General features: G+C 60.9%; 16 protein-coding genes, 1 tRNA gene and 1 rRNA gene. 3 read left to right on the plus strand and 15 right to left on the minus strand.

All coding sequences use genetic code 11. The annotated features are described in order from the left end of the window. The 4 genes from EJV47_RS11840 to EJV47_RS11855 all read right to left on the minus strand — a co-directional run. Positions 1-291: ribosomal RNA gene (locus EJV47_RS11840) — 16S ribosomal RNA — on the minus strand; the annotation flags it as partial. Positions 292-1,088: 797 nt separating this feature from the next. Beyond that, positions 1,089-2,246, minus strand: coding sequence for a serine hydrolase (locus EJV47_RS11845; protein WP_165903717.1), 1,158 nt, complete (start codon positions 2,244-2,246; stop codon positions 1,089-1,091). A 189-nt stretch (positions 2,247-2,435) separates the two neighbouring features. Further along, positions 2,436-3,644 (minus strand): hypothetical protein, encoded by a 1,209-nt coding sequence (locus tag EJV47_RS11850; protein WP_126693374.1) that lies wholly within the window; start codon positions 3,642-3,644, stop codon positions 2,436-2,438. Between the two features lie 87 nt (positions 3,645-3,731). Further along, entirely contained in the window at positions 3,732-5,057 is a 1,326-nt protein-coding gene (locus EJV47_RS11855; RefSeq protein WP_126693375.1) for an APC family permease, read from the minus strand. Between the two features lie 169 nt (positions 5,058-5,226). On the opposite strand from EJV47_RS11855, the gene EJV47_RS11860 reads away from it, so the two are divergent. Beyond that, positions 5,227-5,973: a hypothetical protein gene (locus tag EJV47_RS11860; protein WP_126693376.1), complete on the plus strand. Its 747-nt coding sequence runs from the start codon at positions 5,227-5,229 to the stop codon at positions 5,971-5,973. Positions 5,974-6,123: 150 nt separating this feature from the next. On the opposite strand, the gene EJV47_RS11865 is transcribed toward EJV47_RS11860, so the two are convergent. The 7 genes from EJV47_RS11865 to EJV47_RS11895 form a co-directional block, all read right to left on the minus strand. Further along, complete coding sequence (locus EJV47_RS11865) at positions 6,124-6,633, minus strand: DUF2480 family protein (protein ID WP_126693377.1); 510 nt, start codon at positions 6,631-6,633, stop codon at positions 6,124-6,126. Positions 6,634-7,120: 487 nt separating this feature from the next. Further along, positions 7,121-7,816: a tRNA (adenosine(37)-N6)-threonylcarbamoyltransferase complex dimerization subunit type 1 TsaB gene (gene tsaB / locus EJV47_RS11870; protein ID WP_126693378.1), complete on the minus strand. Its 696-nt coding sequence runs from the start codon at positions 7,814-7,816 to the stop codon at positions 7,121-7,123. Then, positions 7,816-8,313, minus strand: a complete 498-nt coding sequence (locus tag EJV47_RS11875; RefSeq protein WP_126693379.1) for a hypothetical protein — start codon at positions 8,311-8,313, stop codon at positions 7,816-7,818. The genes tsaB and EJV47_RS11875 overlap by 1 nt, the downstream gene beginning before the upstream one ends. A 69-nt stretch (positions 8,314-8,382) precedes the next feature. After that, positions 8,383-10,083 (minus strand): S41 family peptidase, encoded by a 1,701-nt coding sequence (locus tag EJV47_RS11880; RefSeq protein ID WP_126693380.1) that lies wholly within the window; start codon positions 10,081-10,083, stop codon positions 8,383-8,385. Positions 10,084-10,112: 29 nt separating this feature from the next. Further along, positions 10,113-10,556, minus strand: a complete 444-nt coding sequence (gene rnpA, locus EJV47_RS11885; protein ID WP_243651127.1) for a ribonuclease P protein component — start codon at positions 10,554-10,556, stop codon at positions 10,113-10,115. Positions 10,557-10,623: 67 nt separating this feature from the next. Beyond that, positions 10,624-10,782 carry a 50S ribosomal protein L34 gene (gene rpmH / locus EJV47_RS11890; protein ID WP_078014902.1) on the minus strand — a complete coding sequence of 53 codons (159 nt, stop codon included), beginning with the start codon at positions 10,780-10,782 and terminating at the stop codon, positions 10,624-10,626. Between the two features lie 204 nt (positions 10,783-10,986). Beyond that, positions 10,987-11,607 carry an REP-associated tyrosine transposase gene (locus EJV47_RS11895; protein WP_126693381.1) on the minus strand — a complete coding sequence of 207 codons (621 nt, stop codon included), beginning with the start codon at positions 11,605-11,607 and terminating at the stop codon, positions 10,987-10,989. Between the two features lie 86 nt (positions 11,608-11,693). Between EJV47_RS11895 and EJV47_RS11900 the strand changes: the two genes are divergently transcribed. Both EJV47_RS11900 and EJV47_RS11905 read left to right on the plus strand, forming a co-directional pair. Beyond that, positions 11,694-13,430: a M61 family metallopeptidase gene (locus EJV47_RS11900; RefSeq protein ID WP_126693382.1), complete on the plus strand. Its 1,737-nt coding sequence runs from the start codon at positions 11,694-11,696 to the stop codon at positions 13,428-13,430. A 29-nt stretch (positions 13,431-13,459) separates the two neighbouring features. Beyond that, a complete protein-coding gene (locus EJV47_RS11905; RefSeq protein ID WP_126693383.1) occupies positions 13,460-14,299 on the plus strand; it encodes a hypothetical protein in 840 nt (279 codons plus the stop codon). Between the two features lie 306 nt (positions 14,300-14,605). Here the strand turns inward: EJV47_RS11905 and EJV47_RS11910 are convergent, their stop codons facing one another. The 4 genes from EJV47_RS11910 to EJV47_RS11925 form a co-directional block, all read right to left on the minus strand. After that, positions 14,606-14,908 (minus strand): hypothetical protein, encoded by a 303-nt coding sequence (locus EJV47_RS11910; protein WP_126693384.1) that lies wholly within the window; start codon positions 14,906-14,908, stop codon positions 14,606-14,608. A gap of 63 nt (positions 14,909-14,971) precedes the next feature. Continuing rightward, a complete protein-coding gene (locus tag EJV47_RS11915; RefSeq protein WP_126693385.1) occupies positions 14,972-15,895 on the minus strand; it encodes a PfkB family carbohydrate kinase in 924 nt (307 codons plus the stop codon). 100 nt (positions 15,896-15,995) lie between these two features. Continuing rightward, positions 15,996-16,069, minus strand: a tRNA-His gene (locus EJV47_RS11920). A 238-nt stretch (positions 16,070-16,307) separates the two neighbouring features. Then, positions 16,308-17,579 (minus strand): hypothetical protein, encoded by a 1,272-nt coding sequence (locus tag EJV47_RS11925; RefSeq protein ID WP_126693386.1) that lies wholly within the window; start codon positions 17,577-17,579, stop codon positions 16,308-16,310. Between the last annotated feature and the right edge of the window lie 46 nt (positions 17,580-17,625).

Consider the following 17,625-nt stretch of genomic DNA (forward strand, 5'->3'; position numbering starts at 1 on the left):
ATCGGCCTCTCAGCTCCCCTAGCCATCGTCGCCTTGGTGAGCCGTTACCTCACCAACTAGCTAATGGCACGCAGGCTCATCTATCTCCGAAATTCTTTAACTGTTGGGCGATGCCGCCCTGCAGTGTTATGCGGTATTAATCCACCTTTCGGCGGGCTATCCCCCAGAGATAGGCAGATTGCCTACGCGTTACGCACCCGTGCGCCACTGGGCATTGCTGCCCCGTTCGACTTGCATGTATTAGGCCTGCCGCTAGCGTTCATCCTGAGCCAGGATCAAACTCTCCATTGTAAAAGTTTGTGTGCCACTCCTTAGAGTAGCGATTGTCCTAGCCATCTTTTGTCGTTGTCGTGCCGAAGCACGACGGTCTGACAGGATTGGTTTGTTCGTTTCGCTTGGTTCACCGCCTGCCGTGCTTCACAGCACCTCAGCGGCTACTACCTTGTCGTTTTCAACACTCTCTCAAAGAACGTGTGAACACCTGCTGTGTTCAGTGCCGAAGCGCGGTTCGCTTCGGTGTTTTCGTTTCGGGTTGCAAAGGCAAGAAGCGTTGTTCTTTCTTTCCAAACCCCGAGGCAACTTTTTTCCGTTGACCCCGTCTTTTCAATTCTGCTCGGCTCGCGTTTCGAACCGGGCTGCAAAGGTAACAAACTCGTTGCCACCTCTGCAAGTTCCAAGCGCAAGTTTTTTTCTTGCTGCTTTTCTTTACACTATCGTTTCAAGGCGAAACGGAGGGCAAAGGTCGGTACAATTAAGCTTTCGTGTCAAGTCCCGCAAGCAACTTTTTTTTTCGCTGCTCGCTGTTCTCGCCGCCTCCTGCTGAATCGGGGTGCAAAGGTAGCACTTCCATTTTCAGAAAGTCAAGAGCGAGAGAAAATTCTTTTTACTCTTGTTTGGCGTTAGCCCATATAGCTTGACCCGAAACAAGCCTAAATCGGCTGTTTTGGCCATCCGCGTCTCGGATTGGGAGTGCAAAAGTGGCGGGTTGTTTCCGGTTTTCCAAACCGTATTATCTCTTCAACGCTAATACAGTCATATTACCCCGCTTAATCGTCTGATCTTATGCGCTATAAACGACGCAAAATATTTCATCGACTTGTAGGAGCAGGTAGAAACGGGCGGAAAGGCCGGGGCCGATGTTGCTCTAACCGGTAAACGGTTTGCCCTAATTGCGCCAGGAATGGAAGGCCCATGGTGGTGTACTCGTACTGGCCATCGTTCAGGATACCGTCGGCATTGACGTAGAGCACGGCGCTTAGCATGAACTCAATCCCGGACTTCTCATCGAAGAAGTAGGCGCAATCAGCTAAGTAGCCGTGCGACATGCCGACTATATTATAGATGCGGAGCCCGGGCTGGGGTTGAGCCTGCCGCTGACGGCCATAATAGAGGTACTTTTTATACGCGGCAAAATATTCAGGCCCGGCGTAGGGCCGAAAGCCGGAGCTCTGGGGCGTAGCACTCAGGTAGTACTGGAGGAAGCTTATGTCAGCCGCGGTTAGGGTTGGCTGCTTGGCCGCGGGAGCTGAAGGGGGAAAGATTACCGTCTTCAATAGGTTGTTGACGACCTGCAGGGGGAGGTAGTTAGCTGTGGTGAAGTCGTAGGGGCGCTGAATTAGCTTGCCGCCTGCGTAATAGCCACGGCCTTTCTGAACCCTGCCCAACGGGAGGCTGAGTGGAGAAGTATTGCAGGCGGCAGGCTGTCTATATATAAGAGAGCCCGACGGCTCGTGAAAGGTAATGGGATTGGTGCAGCGGTTTGCAGCTGTGTCGCAGGGGGCGAAGCGCCGGGTGATGCGGACTTGGGGGTAGCCCAGCGCCTGCAGCTGCTCATGCAGATACTGCTGGCCGAGAAACTCATAAAGGCGGTTGTAGGCCTGGTTGTCGCTGACCAGCAGCATGCGCTTTATGTAGTTGCCCACGCTGGCCACGCGGTCGGAATCGGCGGGGGCGGCGAAGGGCACGGCGGTCTGGCAGCGGCCGGCTACGCCGGTGGCCATGATGCTGCGGCGCGTGAGGGCGGGCACCTGCTGGCGAAGCTCATTGAGCTTTTGCAGCGAGAGGATGGCCACAGGTAGCTTGACGAGGCTGGCGGGGTTAAAATAAGCCCGCTCGTCAAGCCGGTAGTCGTACTGGGTGAAGTGAGGCTGGTTCTGAACGTCGCGGTCGATGCGAGTGTAGATGATCTGCAGCTCGTATTTCTCGGCCTGCTGCACTACCGAAGCCAGGGCCGGCGTGGCGCGCAACAGACTGTCGAGAGGATTAAGCGGAACGGGTAGCTGAGCAGCGGACGGAGCAGTAAAGGACGCTAGGTGGCCGGCCAGACCCCCCATCGTCGTCAGTAGTAAGCCAGTAACAATCCGCTCCAACATCATCCTTCATCCGCTCAGTTAATACCAATTTGTACCGGCCGGTTTTTTTTGTACCAAAGCAGACTAGCTGGACGGCCCGGTCAGGCGCTTGGCCAGCATCAGGTTGGAGTCGTTGACGCGCCAGTTATAGCCGGTGCCAAAGGGCAAAGGACGGGCTTTGTTCACCGAATCCTGATAGGCGGCAGTGAGAGCCGGCTGGTAGTGCTTGGCAAACATCGGAATGGGGCGGCGGTAGGTACCGTAGTGGATGAATTGCCAGTCGGAAGGCTTGAAGTACTTCATGGCAATGCCGGAGTCGTCCTGCAGTACGTAGCGGCTGCGCTCCAGAATAAGGTTGCGCACTTGGCTAAAGTACGATTTGTGCATCAGGTAGGTGGCCGATTTCACGTAGGTGGTCAGTGGGCCCAGGCTGCGGGCGTACTGCAGAATGGAGGCCTTGGTCTGGCCCAGCTTCCAGTCGCTGAGGTCGGCGGAGAAATAATACACCTTCTGCTCGTGGCCATCGGCGTTGCGCATGTCGACTTCGACGCCGGGCACCAGCTTGGACTTGGCATCGGCCGAATCAGCGGGAATCAGCTGGCCTTCGGGCGAGAGGCGGACGTATTTGACGTCGGTGACCTGGTGGTTGGTGCGGGCGGCGAAGAGCAGAATCAGCGGCAGGGAGCCGTCCAGCTCCAAGGACTTCAAGTCGACGGCCATGCTGTTGGTGCGGAAAAAGCTGAAGTTCAGCACCGACCAGAGCGAGGTTTTAACCGCGTTGTAGAGCTTGGGGCTTTCGAGGGAGGCCTGCCCGGGCACGGTGCCGACGGGCTCCAGGCCAATGAGCACGTAGGCGTCGCTCTGGGGGAAGACGGTAACGGCATTCAGCAAATCGGGGCCGCTGAAGGGGTAGAATACCACGGGACTGGTGCGGCGTACCGAATCCAGCTCCTGCCGGGCCCAGGCTTCAATCTTTTCGGTGCGGGTGCTGTGGTAGTTGGTCCAGCTCTCGTCGGCGTCGGCGGCGAAGCGTTGCCACTCGGGGCGGGCCGAGAGGGGGCGCAGCGCAGAAGCTTGCTTGACGGGCAGCCCGGCCAAGTAGGCGGCTACATCCTGCACATCGGAAGTATCGGCGGGCGCGGGAGGCGCCGGCTTGGGCTGGGCGGCCGTAGCCGAATCGGGGGCTTGGGCGGGCGGGGATGCCGGCTCAGTAGGCGTGGATTTGCGTTCGGAACAGGCGACGAAGGTCAGGAGGGCAACCGGCAGCAGCCAGCGGCGGCGGAGTAAGGACATGTGGGAAAACGGCTACGTATCGAGGGGGGAAAGATAAGCGCCGCGGCGTTTACCCCGGCCGTTTCGCCTGCGCCGCCCGCCCCTCCCCTACTGGCTAGCGGGGGCGCCCGTACGGCCCAGGGCTACCACCAGCGCGTATACCAGCAGGCCAGCCAGCACCGTGCCCAGGCCCAGCAACGACTCCATGGGCTTGTCGCGCAGCAAGAACACCAGCGTCCAGCCGTTGAGCAGCAGGAACACCAGCGGCGTGACCGGGTAGCCCCAGGTGCGGTAGGGCCGCGGCAGCTCGGGCTGGCGCACGCGCAGCACAAACAGGCCCAGCACCGTCAGGAAGGTGAACAGGTTCAGCACGAAGCCGGCGTAGAGCAGCACCTGCTGAAACGTGCCCGACACAATGAACACCACCGTCAGCAGGGACTGAAACAGGGTGGCGCGCACCGGCAGGCCGCGGCGGCTGCGGTGGGCCAGCCAGCGCAGGGCGGGCAAATCCTCCCCCATCGTCTGGATAATGCGCGGGCCGGCAAAAATCATAGAGCTGACGGTGGACACGAGCAGCAGGGCAATGCCGGCGCCCATGAACTGCCCGATGTACACGCCGAAAATCTGGTTAGCGGCCAGAAAGCCAATTTCCAGCTGGCCGGCGAGGCTGTCGAGCGGGGTGGTGCGCAGGAAGACGTAGTTCAGCACCACGTAGAGCAGGGCTACTAGCAGCGTGCCAGTGAGCAGGATGCGAGGCAAATTGCGCTGGGGCTGCTCTACTTCGCCGGCCATGTACACGGCCGCATTCCAGCCCGAATAGGCGTACGATACGTAAATCAGCGACACCGCGAAGGAGGGCGTGAGCAGCTCCCGCCAATCGGGCGCGGCGGGGGCGAAGCGCAGCGGCTGCGCCTCGGCCAGCAGCCCGGCCCCGATAAACAGCGTCAGCAGGGCCACTTTCAGCACCGTTACGACCACCTGAAACCGGCTGCCGGCCCGACTGCTAATCAGGTGCACGGCGGTAATCACGACGACCACCAGTAGGGAAAGCAGATTGGCGTGCACCTCGGGCCACACGCTTTCGGCATATTGCCCCAGGGCAATGGCCGCCAGCGCCGTGGGGGCGGCGAAGCCTACCGTGGCCGACACCCAACCCGACAAAAAGCCCACCGCTGGGTGGTAAATGCGCGAGAGGTAGTGGTACTCGCCGCCCGAGCGGGGCAGGGCCGCCGCTAGCTCGCCGTAGCACAAGGCGCCGCACAGGGCAATAAGGCCGCCCACCAGCCACAGCATCAGCAGGGCGAAGCCGCTACGGGTACCCAGCACCTGGAAGCCCAGGCTGGTGAATACGCCCGTCCCGACCATGTTGGCCACCACGATGGCCACGCCGGTGTAAAAGCCGATTTTATAAATGGGGGCGCCAGGTTGCGTCATCCGGAAGAAAGCTGATAAGGCGCGATGTTAAGCAGCTTTTGCTTAATGCCGGTCGGAAGGCCTGCCCGAGCCGGCCGGGAGGCAACGGCGGCCAAGCGTGAGCAGTCGAGTACAGGACAGTGCCGCAGCGTCGTTTCCTTACTTTACCTGTCCCCATCCGAAAACCTGTATGAAACTGCTAACCACCACCCTAGTATTACTCGGGCTGACCACGGCCTCTGCCACCGCCCAACAGTTTGATGTGAACTTGCCCTCGCCCAATGCCGGCCTCGTGCTGCGCCCCACCGACCAGCTGACCAACAAGCTGCAGGGCAAGATGGACCACACCTACGGCAACGCCTGGCGCAACCTCGACGGCCAGCCCTGGATTCAGCGCAGCTGGCAGCCCGGCGAGTTGGTGATGAGCAAAGGCCGCATGGTTGATTTGCTGCTGCGCTACGATGCTTACGGGCAGCAGCTGCTGGGCGTAACCAAAGGCAAGACGGACACCCTGCTGCTCGACCACCGCCTGGTGCAGAGCTTCGTGATGAAAGACGAAGCCGGGGCCGGCACCATGCGCACCTTCCGGCGCTTCGACAACGCCCCGCAGCCGGAGCAGCGCCTGAACTTCGTGGAGGTGCTGCACGCTGGCAAGTATAGCCTGCTGAAGCACCACGGCCGCCAGCTCCACCGGGCCGCCGAGGGCGGGGTAGTACTCAACGGGGACAGCAACAACGACCGGATTTCGGAGGTGTACACGTACTACCTCAGCCGCCCCGACGGCACCACCGTTCCGGTGAAACTAAACGCCAAAGCCATCAGCGCCGCCGCCCCGGAGCTGGCCGCCGCCATCAAAACTGCGCAGGCCAGCAAAAAAGCCGACAGCAGCGAAGCCGGTATGGCCGCCCTGCTCGACGGCGTCGACAAAGCGCAGTAGGGTCGGTTTGGCACAACTGTTACCGAGTGCGGACGCCTCCTCGTCAGGCCGGCTGAAGCGTCAAAGCAACCGAGCTTCGGCGGAGCGCCCCCTTTACCGCGTGGTGAAGGAGCCGCTCCGCCGAAGCTCGGATTCGTTACTGGCTGCGCTTTAAGCCTTCGGGCGCTTGTACAGCGGCACGGTGCTGCACGGCTCCCCGTACATGATGCTGCTCGTGACGGGCAAGAGCTTCTGCATGATGGCCACGTAGGCGTAAGTGGGCACCGGGTCGGAGCCGCAGCCTTTGATAACCAGCTTGGCGTCGCGGTAGTCTTCGGCGTTGATGCCCGCAATGGCTTCGTGAAACAGCTCCTGCTCCAGCGCTTCGAGGTTGCCGAACACGTAGCGGTGGGCGTGGCCCTGCAACTTGGAGGCCAGCAGCATGTAGGCCCAGGTGGGCACAATGGCGTCGGCCGAGCAGATGATGGCCACGTTCTTGCCGTCGTACTGCGTCCAGTCGTGGGTTTTGATGAAGTCGCGGAAGTCCTTTTCGCGCAGCATCAGGCCGTGGAAGAGGTTTTCCTTGATGTCGTACACGATTCGCTCCCCGGGGTGCTTCAGCTCCTCCAGGTTGAGGCTGGTGAGGGCACTCTGCGCGACGCGGTTGATGATTTCGTCCATGGTAGTAGCAGCAATGACGGCGGCCGCAGCGGCCGTTGCCGGTAAAACAATGCCGGCGCGGTTTCGTTCGCGCGCCCGGCGGCCGGCAAAGGTACGCCGCCCGGCCGCCCCGCTCCCCATTTCGCCCGAAACGGCCAAAGGAGCCTGCCAAGGCCGAAATATTACTGTTGGGAAGGTTCCTAACCCTCGCGGGGAGGTTCCGAACGCCAATGGAAACGTATCGGACCCTCGCGGGAGCGTATCGGACGTAAGCGGCGGGGTGCCGGATGCCCAAGAGCCGCTGCCGGTGGTTCCCCCAAGGATTCCGAAGGGACTTGAAGCCGCTGCGGCCGGACAGGCTGATACCCTGGCGTATGTTCTTGGCCAGACTGCCCTCAGGCAAGGGCCCTGACCACACTGCCCTGGGTCACGTTACCGACAGTCCTGCGACCGTAACAAGCCTCTTCGCTTTGGGCTCGACAGAGGCTGGCAGTCGGCCAAACCGCTGCTACCCCTGCGCCACTTTGGGCGTGGTGGTGTGCACTTCTTTCAAGTAGAAAGGCTCGTAGTAGGCCACATCCTTGAACTCGCCGCGGGCAAAGGCCGCTTCCGCCAACTGGGCTACGGCAATAGCCGAGGGCTGCACGTCGGCCAGGAACTGGGCGTTGGGGTTATCGGCCACCAGGGGCTGAAACTTGGCCGCCCCGCTGCCAAAGAACACTACCGGCCCGGCGGCCAGCTCAGCGGCCCAGCTGTCGGCCTCCAGGATGACCGGCGCGGGCGCCTGTAGCTCCTGCCCGTCGGCGCTGTAGAGAGCAGCGTACACTTCCATGCGCCGGGCGTCGAGCAAGGGCGCGAAGCGGAAGCCGGCGGCGTTGGGCACCTGCCGGGCTACCTGGTGGGCCAGGGCGGGCAGGGTGCCCACGGCCAGCAGCGGCAGGCCCAGGGCGTAGCACAGCCCCTTGGCCGCCGCCGCCCCGATGCGCAAGCCGGTGTAGGAGCCCGGCCCGTCAGACACGGCCAGGGCCGAAAGCTGCGGCAACGTGTAGCCGGCGTTGCTGAGCAGTTGCTCGATGAGCACGGTCAGGTGCGAGGAGTGCGACTTTTCCAGGCGCAGCTCCGCGGCGGCCAGCAAGGCTCCGTCCAGCGTCAGGGCGACGGAGCAGACGGGGGAGGAAGTTTCGAGGGCGAGAATGAGGGGCATTAGGCGAAGCGTTCAGCGGCTATCCGGTTCAGGCGGGGTTGAACAAACCACAGGCCGATTGGCCAGAACAGCATGAGTAAGAATGTTCCAAAATAAAACCCGAATTCTGGCCGACGCTGCTTCTCAATGGCAACCAAGACAACTGCCGGAAACCAGAATACGTGGAAAAAAGCAAAGAGCAAGTAGAACCCGGGCAACGCCGCTACCCCCGTAGCAGTGTAGCTGCGACTTTCGAACATTACCCCCGTCAGACACAGCGCTGCCAGCACCAAAAATGCGTCAAGCAGAAACCAGGTGCGGCTGTAATCGGCGCCCCGCGGCAGCCAATCGGCTAGGGTATTACCTATCACCGCAAACCAGCCATAGTAGATGACTGCGCCTAGCACGAACAGGATATCCGTCGCCAACGGCATGTCGCGGATGCTGAAGTTCATCAACAGCACGGCCACCATCATTATCAGAAATACCTGCCAGGACTTGGCCGTGAGTGTCAACATAGAAATCAGGTCAACAAAAAAGCAGACCCACTGTTGAGTCTGCTTTCCGTCGACAAAAGTAGTCGAATGTTACTGCTTGTTCGGCACCCCGGCGCCCTTCATGGCGCTGGCCGATTTGCCACCCGGCTTCAGCAGGGAGCTGTAGCGCGGCTGGTCGTTGAGCACCTGAATGGCGGCCAGGATGTTGGGGTCATCATCGAAAGTGGCTTCGATCTGGCCCTTCTGGAAGTAGTAGCGCGACACGATTTCCTGCTCCAGCAGCTCCCGGATTTCGGGCTTGAAGCGAGTCAGGTCGTTGGCCTTGTTTACCGTCACCTTCTTGCGAATGGTTTCCAGCTCGGCTTTCACGTCTTCGTAGTGCTTCTCGTCCTTGGTCTGCGTGGTGAGGCTGGCCAGGGCTTTTTCGGCGGGCGTGGAGTAGTTGATGTCCTTGCCCTGCAGCCACTGCGTGAACTTCTGGTACTCGGCATCCGAGAGCTGAAACTCGCGCGAGGGTGGAATGCTCTGGTGCTCGGCCCGGTAGCGGGTGGCGTAGTCGAACAGGTAGTTTTTCTGAATGAGCACCCGCGTAATAGCCGCTACCTCCGGGTCCTTCACGTCCACGTCGGGGGCCACGCCGCCGCCGTCATACACCACGCGGCCGGCGTGGGTTTTGAAGGCCGTGCGCAGGGAGTCCGGCACCTTGCCCAACGTGCCGTCGTCGGCGCGGTGGGTGTAGTCGATTTCCTGGATGCAGCGGCCGCTCGGGATGTAGTACTTGGCCGTCGTCACCTTCAGCTGCGAGTTGTAGCTGAGCGGGCGGGTAGCCTGCACCAGGCCCTTACCAAATGTCCGCTCCCCAACCACCACGGCCCGGTCGTAATCCTGCATCACGCCCGTCACGATTTCGGAGGCCGAAGCCGAGCGGTTAGAGGTGATAATAGCCAGCGGAATCTGGGTGTCGAGCGGCACGTCCAGGGCCTTGTAGGTCTTGTTCCATTCCGTCACCTTGCCCTTGGTGCTGACGATGTCGAGCCCTTTGTCCACGAACAGGTTCGAAATGTTCACGGCCTCGTTGAGCAAGCCACCGGGATTGTCGCGCAAATCGAACACGATTTTCTTGGCGCCCTGCTCCTTGAGCTTGGTCACCGCGTTGCGTACCTCGCGGGAAGCATCCACGGTAAAGCCCGAGAGCTGGAAATAGCCGATATCGGAGGTCAGCATGCCGTAGTAAGGCACGTTGTCGACCTGAATCTTGTCGCGGGTGATGTTGATTTCGACCGGCGCGTCCTGCCCGTAGCGCGTCACCATCAGCTTCACGGTGGAATTGGCCTGCCCCTTCAGCAGCTTGCTGATGTCGGAGTTGGTCTTCTTGTCCATGCTGATGCCGTTGATGGACAGGATTTCGTCGCCCGGGAGCAAACCGGCTTTCTGGGCCGGAAAGCCCTCGTAGGCCGTCTGCACAATGGTTTTGCCGCTGCGCTTGATGACCACCGCCCCGATGCCGCCGTACTGCCCGGTGGTCATGGTGCGGAAGTCCTCGATGTCGTCCTCGGGAATGTAGTTGGTGTACGGATCGAGCGACTTCAGCATGGCGTCGATACCCGTTTTCATCACCTTAGAGGGCGCCACGTCGTCGACGTAGTAGGTATTGACCTCCTTGAACAGGGTGGCGAAGATGTCGAGGTTCTTCGCTATTTCGAAGTACCGCTCACTGTCGGTGGCCGACTTGAAAGAGAACAGCAGGGCGGCACCGGCGGCAAGGCCGAGGGTAGTTTTGCGGACGTTCATAGGGGGCAGTAGCTGTACAACACAGACACTTATACCGCGGAAGAAGTTGCGCTGTTCGGCGCGGCTCCACTTTCGGCAGTGCGTACCAAACGCTCTAGCCCTGAAATTAATTTATTCTGCACGACGGTGAAAGGCTTTTTTTCCTTCCCCGTGTAGATAATGGCCAGCTGCCCCACGCGGTGGCCGCCGACGGCTTCGGTTAGCCGATGCTTGTTCAGCCGGTAAGCTTCGCGCACCAGCCGCTTGAGGTAGTTGCGGTCGACGGCGCGCTTGAACGTGCGCTTCGACACGCTTACCAGCACCTGCGGCGGCTCATTGGTAGGCTCCGGCAGTGGCAGCCACACGAGGCGCAGGGGATAAACGCCAAAAGAAGAGCCCTGGCCGAAAAGCTCGGTGATGAGCTTTTTTCGGCACAAGTGCTCTTCTTTCGAAAACGTGTAAGCGCGCGCGCCCGGCATGAAAACTCGGGGCACGACTGGAGGGTTTGCTGAATCAGGCAAGGTCGGTCAGAAAGCAGCAAGCCAGCCGTGCGACGGACTACTAGCGCTTGTGTTTGTGCTCGTCCGAAACGGTGAGCTTTTTGCGACCTTTTTTACGACGAGCGGCGAGTACGCGGCGGCCGTTGGCAGATTCCATGCGCAGACGGAAGCCGTGCTTGTTACGGCGCTTGCGCTGAGAAGGCTGAAACGTTCTTTTCATGACGGGGCACGGTTATGTAAGGCCGGCAAAGGTAAGGACTTATATCTACAAAGGCAATAAGAAAGTGGCATAAGCTTCAGCTTGTGCTGGCGCTGAAGACACCAAGGCGGATTGGGAGTGGTTACGGATAGGGTTTGTGCACACGATACAGGCGGCGCGTTACCGCATTGCGGCTTTCAGCCGCAGCACAAGCTGAAGCTTATGCTACGGCCGCCAGTAGCTGTGCGGCCACTCTTTCCAAGAGCTACACAATCCGGCTTTGACTGGGTTATTCAATACATACGCAATTATTCGCTCCAGCTCCGCCGCATGGCGCACGATGTGGTCATAGCTTTCGTGCTGCCAAAACGGCCCGCTGCGCTGCAACAATAAATTCGCCTGCCGCGCCGAACGGCCTTTCAGCGCTTGCATCAGCTTGGCGAATGGCTGCGGCATCGTCGGCGGCAGCTGCACCACCAGATGCACGTGATTGGGCATAATGCAATAACTGATGACCACGCAGTCGGCTTCGTCCAATCGCCTGATTTCGGCGGTTACAGCTTGCGCCACGAATGTTTCCCTCAGCCAGGCAGGACCGTATCGTACGGCATCCAATACCGCATCCATTCGCCCAAAAGCGGCCTTCTGCTGCTGGTACAATACCGCTTCGAGGGCAGCCGTGTCGTGCGCGTACTGACGGCGGATTTGAGCGGCAAGGGTGTCTTGTTCCTGCTGTAACCGGAATACCGCTTCGGCGGGCAGGGAGCTGGCTAAACGGAAGGTGCAAAAGATGATTTCGCCGGGCGGCAGGATATGAGGTAAATTGCGGCGGTAAAACGACTTCATGGGCCCGAACTTACTGAACAGGCTTACTGTTCGGGGCCGGATTGCCGCCTTCGGCGACAGCGCAAACTGAAGTTTACGCCACTTGCATGATTCACTACTACGTCTCGTTTCACAACCCGCTCACTTTTTACCTGCAGGTGCAACTGCAGTTGGCCGTGCCCGCCGAGGCCACGGAGCCGCTGGAATTGCAGCTGCCCGCCTGGCGCCCGGGCCGCTACGAACTGCAGAACTTCGGCCAGAAAATCCAGCGGGTCGAAGCGTTTGACGCCGATTCGGACGCAGCGCTGCCCCTGCAGAAGCTCACCAAGGACCGGTGGCAAATCGATGGGGCGGCGGGCCGTACGGTACGGGTGCAGTACAATTTCTACGCCCACCAGATGGATGCCGGCGGCTCCTGGCTCGACGAGACGCAGTTGTACCTGAACGGCATTCAGTGCTTTATGTACGCCGAAGGCCGCCGCTCGGAGCCCTGCCAGCTGCACCTGGCCCTGCCCAAGGGCTGGCAGATTGCCTGCGGCATGCAGGAGGTCGAAAAGCACGTGCTGGCCGCTGCTTCCTTCGACCAGCTGGTGGATTCGCCGCTGATTGCCTCCCCTACCCTGCAGCACGCCGAGTACGAGGCCGGGGGCCTGCCCTTCCACGTGTGGGTGCAGGGCTCGGAGGCCCGGCCCAACTGGCCGGTTATCGTGCGCGACTTCAAAGCTTTTTCGGAGGAGCAGCTGCGGCTGTTCGGGGGCTTTCCGGCCCCGGATTACCACTTCCTGAACCAGATTCTGCCCTACAAGCACTACCACGGCGTGGAGCACCTGAACTCCACCGTCGTCACGCTCGGGCCGGCGGAGCTGCTGATGACCGAGGCCCTGTACAAGGAATTTCTGGGCGTGAGCTGCCACGAGCTGTTTCACGTCTGGAACATCAAGGCCATTCGCCCGGCCGAAATGCAGCCCTACGACTACACCCGCGAGAATTACTTCCGCACCTGCTTCGTGGCCGAGGGCATCACCACGTACTACGGCGAGTACCTGCTGGCCCGCGCCCAGGTACGCTCGGCCCGGCAGTACTTCGACGAGCTGAATACGGTGCTGCGCAAGCACTACGACGACCACGGCCGCTACAACCTCTCCGTAGCCGACGCCTCCATGGACCTCTGGCTCGACGGCTACAAGCCCGGCGTGCCCGACCGCAAGGTGTCCGTTTACCACAAAGGCGCCCTGGTGGCTTTGCTGCTCGATCTGCACATCCGCCAGCGCCACAACCACCAGCGCAGCCTCGACGACGTGATGCGCCGCCTCTGGCAGGAGTTCGGCCAGACCGGCATCGGCTACACCGAGGAAGACTACCGCCGCATCGTGGAGGACGTGGCCGGCGAAGACCTGAGCTGGTACTTCGACGGGCACATCTACGGCACCCAGGAGCTGGAAACGCCGCTGGATGAGGCCCTGCGCACCGTGGGCTGCGCCCTGATGGTGCAGGCCAGCGGCTCGGCCTCGGAAGGGCTGTTCGGCTTCCGCACGGTGGTCAAGAACGAGCGGACGGAAGTCACCGACATCTACCCCGATTCGCCCGCGGCCCGCAGCCTGACGGTGGACGACCAGATTGTGGCCGTGAATGGCCGGCGCGTGGACATGAACCTGCAAACCTTGCTCAGCACGGGGCAACCGGTGTACGATATCAGCGTATTCCGCCAAGACCGACTGCTCACCGTTTCGCTCCAGGCGGAGCCCGGCCGGCGGTTCTGGGACAAGATTACCGTGGACAAGCGCCCCGACGCTACGCCGGCCGAGCAGGCCGGCTTCCGCCAGTGGCTTAACCAGGCCTTTTAGTCCGTTTCGCCACTCCCCTGCTTACGCGTATGTATCCGCTCCGTCCGCTGCCGGCCCCGCTCGTGCTGGGGGGCCTGTGCCTGCTGACTTCCTGTTCGCTGCGCATGCAGCCAGCGGAGCGTGCCCGCCCGGGCGTCTCGTTGCCGCCCAGCATGCTGCCAGCTCCCGCCCAGGCACCTGTACCCGTCAAAAAACGCCCCGTACCGCCGCCCGTGTACCGCTACACTTACCTCGACACGCTGATGGTGGGCGAGAAGATTGTGCGGCTATACCCCGGCTCCCGCGCCACCTACGAACGGCTGCCGGTGCAGGAATGGCTCGTCAGCCAGGCCGCCGACGAGGGCGACGAGCTGGACCCCGAAGCCGAAGAACGCCGCCGCCTGCGCAAGGCCAGCACCGCCCAGCGCGCCGGCCGCACCCTCGCCCTGAAGTGCCAGAACGGCAAATTCGTGCGCCTCGTCAACAACCCCACGGAGAACTACGACACCAGCGTGCTGTACGAGTACGTGGCCACACTGCCCGGCATTCACCACTGGCTGATTGCGGTGCGCCTGTACGAAGGCGGCTACTACCTGCTCGTGGATCAGCGCACGGGCCGGCAGACGGTGGTATGGAGCCCGCCGTCCGTCTCGCCCGACGGCCACTACTTTATCTGCGGCTCTTCCGACGTGCTGGCCCGCTACGAGCCCAGCGGCCTGCAGGTGTGGAGCATGCAAACGGGCCGCCCGCAGCTGCTCTGGGAGCGGCAGACCGATTGGGGCGTCAGTCAGCCCCGCTGGCTAAATGGCCACACGGTGCTGTTCGAGCAGGACTTTATCCACAACGGCGACGTGGATACCCGGGTCATGCGGCTGACGCTGCCGGATTAACGGCGCGGTTGGCTGTCATTGCGAGGCGCAGCCGAAGCAATCCTTCCTCCCGAGGCACCGCCGCCCCAACACCTACAAACCCAAAATAGCCGCGCCCGAAACTAAGCAACCATGGTTTCGGGCGCGGCTATTATCGTTCGGATGGTTTTTCGGTTCGAAAGTATTGGGTCGGCCGTACTACTGGAGGAAAGATTGCTTCGGCTGCGCCTCGCAATGACAGCTTTTGGCACCGTCGCAGCAAAAAGTTAAAAGCCCCGCCGGACAAATCCAGCGGGGCTTTTTGCTTATCAAGCAGTTCCGAAGGGCTTAGTCCGCTTTGCGGCCGGGGCCTTTCTGGCTGCTGTCAACCGACATGGGGTGGTTGCCTTGCGGGTTGCTGCGCGGCTTATTGGAGGCATTCGAGCGGATTTCGCTGTTGTTGCCGCCGGCGGCGTTGTTGCGGATCTGGTTGCCTTCCTCCGAAATCTGGTTGCGGCTTACGTTCTGCACCTTGGTGCCGCCGCTGTTCGAAGCCGGAATCTGGCTGTTTTCCAGGTGGGTTTCCTTCTGGGAGTTCGGAATCAGCTCCTGGTTTTTATTATGGTTATGCTTGCTTTGGCTCTGTGACATGGCTGTGGGTGCGTTGTGGGGAAACGATAGTTCTTTTACCCCCGCACCCGCTGTCGGGTTGCCTTAGGCTAGCACTTCTTCTACGCGCACCAGGTCGCCGAACTGCTTTTCGCGCTCCTGAATGTCTTCCTGCGTCAGGTTCAGCAGGCGCTCGGTGCCGAATTTCTCCACGCAGAACGAAGCCATGGCCGAGCCGTGAATCACGGCGCGCTTCAGGTTCTCGAACGAGCAGTCGTCGGTGGCGGCAATGTGGCCGATGAAGCCGCCCGCGAAGGTGTCGCCGGCGCCGGTCGGGTCGAACACTTCTTCCAGTGGCAGCGCGGGGCAGAAGAATACCTGCTTTTTGTGGAAGAGCAGGGCGCCGTGCTCCCCTTTCTTGATGATGAGGAATTTCGGCCCCAGGGCCAGAATCTTGCGCGCAGCTTTCAGCAGCGAGTATTCACCCGAAAGCTGACGGGCTTCTTCGTCGTTGATGCTGAGCACGTCCACCATCTGAATGGTTTCGAGCAGCTCATCCATGGCCACGTCCATCCAGAAGTTCATCGTGTCCATCACGATGAGCTTGGGACGGTTGACGAGGCGCTGAATCACCAGGCGCTGAATCTGGGGCGTGAGGTTGCCCAGCATCAGGTATTTGCAGTCTTGGTAGGAATCGGGGATGATAGGGTCGAAATCGGCCAGCACGTTCAGCTCGGTGGCCAGCGTTTCGCGCGAGTTCAGGTCGGTGTTGTACTTGCCCGACCAAAAAAACGACTTCTCGCCCTGCTTGATTTGCAGACCTTCCACGTCCACGCCGTGCTCCTGCAGCAGCATAATGTCCTTGTCGTGGAAATCGTCGCCTACGACGGAGACGATTTTAACCGGCTTGACGGAGTAGGAAGCGGCCAACGAAGCAAACGTGGCGGCGCCGCCCACGATTTTGTCGGTTTTGCCGAAGGGCGTTTCGATGGCGTCGAAAGCCACGGTACCGATTACGACCAAGCTCATAGCAGGAAAGTCAGAGTGTTACGTTAAGGACGAAGTTGCGGGCTTTAACCCCGTTCAGCAAAAAAAAATCCCCGGAGCGAAAGTTCCGGGGACCTGAGAGGGTAAGTAATGGGGCTCGAACCCACGACCTTCGGAATCACAATCCGACGCTCTAACCAGCTGAGCTATACCTACCGTGTTGGGTTTGGTGGTGCAAAGATAGAACGCCGCGGGTTTTCTGCAAAAAAAATCTGCGTTTGGCACGTTTAATCAGGAAATACCGAACGTCATGTCGAGCCCCGCGAGACATCTCGCGTGCTGCTGCAGGATAGTAAAATCCTCGTCCAACGAGTTGATTACTGGTGGTAGTCAGCGCGCGAGATGCCTCGACTTCGCTCGACATGACGTTTTGATTTACCTGCTCCCCAAGCCGCTAGTACTCCTTCATCGACAGTTTCTGCAGCTCCTGCCAGTTCACGGAGCTGGCGTTAATGGGCGTGTTGCTGCCGTAGTAATGGCCGCGCTGGTCGGTGTACACGTGGTTGTAGCCGGCATCCACTTTCACCCGCTCGCCGGTAGTTGGGTCGGTATACTTCTCCTTTTCACGAATGGCGTCGACGTAGTACTCGTGCTGCTGGTCCTGGCTCTTGGAGCGGGCCATGTAGGCATTGTGGCTGGCGTCCATCTGGTCCATCCGCTCATTGTAGCGGGCCGTATTGGCGGCGCCCTGGCGCTGAATGTCGGCCATGCGCTGGTTGTGGCCCTGGCGCTGAATGTCTGCCCAGCGTCGCTGGTCGGCCATGTTCTGGTCGTGCGCGTCGCTATTCATGCGCTGGCCTTTCTGCACCACGTCATTGTTGAGCTTTTGCCAGGTCGGGTTCATGGTGATGGACTCCTGGGCCGTCTTGGTGTGGGCGTAGCTGGCGGCCAGGTCGGCGTTGGTTTGGGTGATGCTGGGCACCACCGTCCAGGCGTAGTAGGTTTCGCCGTTGGCCTGCATGGTTTGCTGGTGCATGCGGCAGGCCACGCGGGCGCGGCGGCCGTTGCCCAGCTCCCCGTCGACGTAGGCGCCAGACTTCACCACTTGGTTGGGCGCTTTTTCCGACGGCAGCGCAGTTTCGTTGGTCAGGTTACGCAACGTCAGCCCGCGCTGGGCCAGCCGGGGCAGCAGCACCTGCTTGATATAGGCCAGGGCCGGCATGGGCGGCCGGTCGTTGGCCGGACTCGGAATACCCATGCTCTGCATCTGCATGCGCATGTTCTGGGCCATGGGGCCGTCGGCGTAGGTATAGTCGTCGGTGGGCAGGTACTCAATCTGCTGGCTGCCATCGGGCGAGCGGAACGAGAGGTACACCTGCGGCGTGGGAATGGCCCCGGCCCACTTCCGCTTGAAGGACTGCTGCACTTTCCAGTCGCGGGGCACCTTCAGGGCAAAGGCCACCACGTTGTTCATATCGGGGTCGATGACGCCCAGCAGGCGGTACTGCTGGTCGGGTGGCAGGGCGGGGTTCTGCGTTTCGGGGCTTTGCATGGCGTTGACGGGAGTAGCGGGAGCAGCAGAAGCGGCGGCGGGACCGGCAGAGGCCGCTGAGTTGGGCGGGGCCGCCGCGGCGGGGCTATCGACCTCGGCGGTTGCCGTTTTGGGGCTTTCACAGGCGCTCAGGCTGGCCGCCAGCACCAAGAGGGAGTAAGCAAGGACGCGCATAAGAAAGCAGGTTGATTGCCAACATAATGTACTATGTTTTTATAAA

Origin of the sequence: Hymenobacter gummosus (genome assembly GCF_003970915.1) — a bacterium.
Lineage (GTDB): Bacteria > Bacteroidota > Bacteroidia > Cytophagales > Hymenobacteraceae > Solirubrum > Solirubrum gummosum.